Source organism: uncultured Campylobacter sp., assembly GCF_963517995.1.
Classification (GTDB): Bacteria; Campylobacterota; Campylobacteria; order Campylobacterales; family Campylobacteraceae; genus Campylobacter_A.
The window spans coordinates 1-4,506 of record NZ_CAUQHQ010000162.1; the positions used below are offsets into that span (position 1 = coordinate 1).

Below are 4,506 nucleotides of genomic sequence, written 5' to 3' on the forward strand. Positions count from 1 at the left end.
CTAAAAATCCTAAAATAATTAAAAATAAAGAAAAAAATAATCAGAAAAGAAATAATAAAAACATAAATAAAAAGCAAAACAAAAATAAAAACAAGAGAAAAAATTCAAACAAAAAAAAAGACAAAAAATCAAAATAGCCACCTTCGGTGGGGGGATGGGGGGCAGCGCGCTTTTTCATGCGCTTTCGCAAAAAAACGACTGCGTCATCAGCTCTCGCAGACAGCTTGAAGGCGCGCATTTCGTGGACCTAGAGGAGGCGCTAAAGCGCGATCTGCTCGTCGTCGCCATACCTTCACAGTCCGTTAGCGGCTGGCTAAAAGAGCATTTTAAAAACTTCGGGCAGAAAATTTTAGTCGCCTCAAAGGGCATCGAAACCTCGAGCCTTCGTTTTTTAGACGAGATTTACGAGCAGCACGTAGATGCGGCAAATTTGGCCTTTTTATCGGGGCCGAGCTTTGCTAAGGAGATACAAAACGACCTTCCGTGCGCGCTAGTGGTAAATTCTAAAAACGAAGCCCTTGCGCGCGAGATTTCAGGGCTTTTTCCGCGAAATATCAAAGCCTACGCTAGTAGCGACGTTATCGGCGCCGAGATCGCAGGTGCCTATAAAAACGTCATCGCTATCGCGGGCGGTATCTGCGACGGGCTCGGGCTTGGCAACAGCGCTCGCGCCAGCCTCATCTCGCGAGGACTCGTCGAGATGGCGAGGTTTGGCGAGTATTTCGGCGCGCAGCAGCAGACGTTTTTGGGTCTTAGCGGTGCGGGCGATCTCTTTCTCACGGCTTCATCGGTGCTTTCGCGCAACTACCGCGTGGGCTTGGGACTTGCTAAAAACGAGAGCCTAAATAAAATCCTAAACGATCTAGGCGAGGTCGCAGAGGGCGTGGACACATCATACGCGATAGAGAAAATCGCCGCTAGCAAGGGCATCTATACGCCGATAGTAAACGAGGTTGCGGCGATGCTACGGGGCAAAGACGTGCAGGAAAGCTTAAAAGATCTACTTGGTAAAAAATAAATTTAGGCTTACTCATTTTCGTTAAAATCTGGGAGCAGTTTTTGGCGTTTGCATTTATGACGGAGGCGGCGCAAAGATTGTGGGCGTACAAAACCGATCTTAGCGGTAAATGAAAATTTATAACTTATTTTGGCGGCGGCATGCCGTATTGCCTGTTAGTTTGCGATATCTACGGCGCAAAATCTGTATGTAAAAGCGGTACTTGATAAATAAAATTTCGTTGCTAAATTTAAAAACCATCCTTTTACTAAGCTTGAGTAAAAGCAAAATACGGCGCAATAAATATACGTATAATCCACGGTAAATCTCAAAGCAAATTTAGAAAATCTTAAATTATTCGCCGTAAGAGAGGCATCTAAACTCATAAATTTAAAATTTAGCTTTGTAAAATTCGTCCTTGATATCGTCGCATTTACCCTAAAGATACGACGCGGGCCTAGAAGGGCTTTAGAACAGGCGGCTTGATACTGGCAAATCTCGCTTATAAATGAGCAAATATAAAAGCTAATTCTAATGAATTTTAAATATTTTTACAAAAGGCTTGCGTAAAGACGGCGAAGCTAAACCGTTATAGAGCAAAAGTGCCTTAAAAACCGTACTATTTCGTCTAAATTTTGCGCGTTATCCATAAAAAATTAAAATTGCCGCAATCATTGCAATATTTTAAGAGCGCATAAATAGTCCAAAATGGCCTGGCGAATATTTTTGATGCAACGATATGGTGCGTTTAGGTCAAATTTAGTAGGCTACTCGCTGCTACTTGAAAAAAAGTAGCAGCCGTTTTTTAGCTTTATCACGTTGCGGGGAAGTATGATAAGAGCGCCGTAGCCATTAGCTTTGATGAAGAGGAACCAAGCCGGATATTAGCGGAATTTGGCAAGCCTGCGTTTTAGTTAGCTTGCCTAGTTTGCGATTGGGTTTTGGCTTAGCGATATTTGGGGTAAGAATCGGGAGAAAATTACAGCGCCTTTACTTTAGGCAAACGGCAACCAAAAATACGGTAAAAACGTAGCGCTCTAGTTTGACCGGCGGGTCTAAACTAAGCCAAGTTTTAAGATAAGCCTAAATTTAGCGTTTGCGGCGGAAAGTTCGTGCCGAATTTAGCTAAATTTAAATCATTCAAATTCGCCGCTAAATTTAGGTTTTGATACGTAAAGCTACGAGATAACCTCAAGCGTTCTGATGCCGTCTTCAAGAGTCGCGATATCGCTGTTTTGGCCTTTTAGTAGGCTGGTAAAGGCATTTAGCTCGCCGCTTAGCGCTTCGCTTTTTTTCACAAAGCAACTTTTTTGCGAAAAAGAGTTTGCGTCTAAATTCGTATAAAATTTAAGCTCCTGCGAGATCAAATCCGCCTCAAAAACGCCGCCCTCGCAGACGACTTCGATGGTTCGCTTTTTAAACGGCGATAGCCACGAAACTCTAGCGCAAGCCGTAGCGCCGCCGCTAAGCTCGAAGCTTAAATTTGCGCTATCCTCGCAGCTAGCGTGGATGCGGCGGGATTTTAAGATATGCGAGCTCAAAATCTCCTCTCCGCTAATAAATCTAATCAAATCTATATCGTGTACGGCAAGGTCGGCTAGCACGCCCACGTCGCCGATACGAGTCGGAAACGGCGAAATCCTAGTCGTATGAATCTCGTAAATTCGCCTTTGGACTAGTTCATTTTTTAGCGCGCAGACCGCGGGGTTAAATCTCTCTACGTGTCCGACTGCCGCTTTTATACCCAGCTTTTTAGCTGCCTCCGCTATCTCGCGCGCCTGAGGGACGCTAGAGGCTAAGGGCTTTTCTATGAGTAAATTTACGCCTTTTTGCGCGCATTTTATCGCGGCGTCTTTGTGCGCAAAAGTGGGCGTCGCGATGACGGCGGCATCCAAATCCTCGCTCTCTAGCATCTTATCCAAGTCGCCGTAATGCTTGCAGCAAAAATCCCCGCTAGCAAATGGATCGCACGTGGCGACTAGTTTTGCGTCCGCTACGTTTTGCAGGGCACGGGCGTGATTTTTACCCATTACGCCAAGGCCGATAACGGCAAATTTAAGCATTATTTATAACCTCTATCACATAATCTTGCTCTTGCTCGCTCAAAAACGCCGACATCGGCAGCGCCATGATGTCCTCGCTCACGCGCTCGCTAACGGCAAAATCGCCTTTTTTGTAGCCAAGATCTTTAAAGACCTCTTGCAAATGTAACGGTAGCGGGTAATAAACTCCAGTCGGCACGCCTTTTTGCGCGCAGATTTCTAGCATCCTAGCTCTATCTTTTACGCGGATGCAGTACTGAGCCCAGACGCTCGTATTTCCGCGCTCTACAAAGGGCGTTACGACGTTTTTTAGGTTTTGGCCGTAGCGTGCGGCGATCTCTTGGCGGCGCGTAATTTCGCCTTCAAAGTATTTTAGCTTCACGTTTAAAACGCCCGCTTGGATGGCGTCTAGCCTGCCGTTTATGCCGATAGCGCTATGAAAATAACGCTCTTTTGAGCCGTGATTTAGTAAAATTTTTATCTTTTGCGCTAGCTCGTCGTCGCTCGTAAATATCGCTCCGCCGTCGCCGTAGCAGCCAAGCGGTTTAGCGGGGAAAAATGAAGTCGTGGCTAGCCTTGAGAGGCTGCACGACCTTGCGCCCTCTTGCTTTGCGCCAAAGCTTTGCGCCGCGTCCTCGATGACGGTTAGGCCGTGTTTTGCGGCGATTTGGTTGATGCGTTTCATATCGGCTATTTGACCGAAAAGCGAAACCGGCATTATAGCTTTGGTTTTTGGCGTGATTGCGGCTTGGATTAGGTTTGGGTCGATGTTGTAGGTTTTTTCATCTATATCGACGAACACGGGCTTAGCTCCCGTTAAAGCTATCATCTCGGCGGTCGCAAAAAAGGTAAAAGGAGACGTGATGACCTCGTCGCCGTGCCCGATACCAAGAGCTAGAAGCGATACAAATATCGCGCTAGAGCCGTTGCTGCAGGCTATGGCATGCTTTGCGCCGCTAAAGCGAGCTAAATTTTCCTCTAATAGCGCGACCTTTTGGCCGCCGATATACGCGCTAGAATCTAGCGTCTGCGCGATTTGCTCGTCGATTTCGTTTTTGTATTTTCGGTATTGTCCTTGCAAATCTATAAAATTTATTTTCATTTATTTTCCTTGATTTAAGATTAAAAATTATACTACTAAATTTATTAAATTTATCAAAATACTCGTATTTTAGGGCTTTTTGGACTTAAATTTAAGCAAAAGCCCGCAGCAAAAACGGCTCTAAATCCCCTCGCTAGCCATCCCAGCCTCGATCAAAAACTGGCTAGGCTGGTAGTTTATCTTTTTAATTTTGTCGTATTTGGCGTAGCTTAAAATCAGCTCGTCGCGCGCGCGAGTGACCGCGACGTAAAAGAGCCGCCGCTCCTCCTCGAGCGAGCCGCCCATGCTCATTAGTTTTAAGTTCGGGAAACGATTTTGCGCGAGATCGACTACGAAAACGAGGTCAAACTCAAGCCCCTTTGAGG

Annotated in this window: 4 protein-coding genes; 1 reads left to right on the plus strand and 3 read right to left on the minus strand. The window is 45.8% G+C overall.

The window, feature by feature from the left end:
• Window positions 1–127: 127 nt before the first annotated feature.
• On the plus strand, window positions 128–1,018 hold the full coding sequence (locus RYL88_RS11685) for an NAD(P)H-dependent glycerol-3-phosphate dehydrogenase (protein ID WP_314991510.1): 891 nt from the start codon (window positions 128–130) through the stop codon (window positions 1,016–1,018).
• A 1,157-nt stretch (window positions 1,019–2,175) separates the two neighbouring features.
• Here RYL88_RS11685 and RYL88_RS11690 read toward each other — a convergent pair.
• The 3 genes from RYL88_RS11690 to RYL88_RS11700 all read right to left on the minus strand — a co-directional run.
• Window positions 2,176–3,060, minus strand: coding sequence for a Gfo/Idh/MocA family oxidoreductase (locus RYL88_RS11690; protein WP_314991504.1), 885 nt, complete (start codon window positions 3,058–3,060; stop codon window positions 2,176–2,178).
• Window positions 3,053–4,141: a DegT/DnrJ/EryC1/StrS family aminotransferase gene (locus RYL88_RS11695; protein WP_314991507.1), complete on the minus strand. Its 1,089-nt coding sequence runs from the start codon at window positions 4,139–4,141 to the stop codon at window positions 3,053–3,055. Before RYL88_RS11695 ends, RYL88_RS11690 begins: the two co-directional genes overlap by 8 nt.
• Window positions 4,142–4,261: 120 nt before the next feature.
• Window positions 4,262–4,506: 3'-5' exonuclease (locus RYL88_RS11700; protein ID WP_314991508.1), on the minus strand; the 245-nt coding region annotated here is incomplete at its 5' end.

What these genes read in the sequence shown, in the direction of transcription:
- RYL88_RS11690 (WP_314991504.1), bottom strand. Translation starts at nt 3,060, where the DNA reads ATGCTTAAATTTGCCGTTATCGGCCTTGGCGTAATGGGTAAAAATCAC.
- RYL88_RS11695 (WP_314991507.1), bottom strand. Translation starts at nt 4,141, where the DNA reads ATGAAAATAAATTTTATAGATTTGCAAGGACAATACCGAAAATACAAA.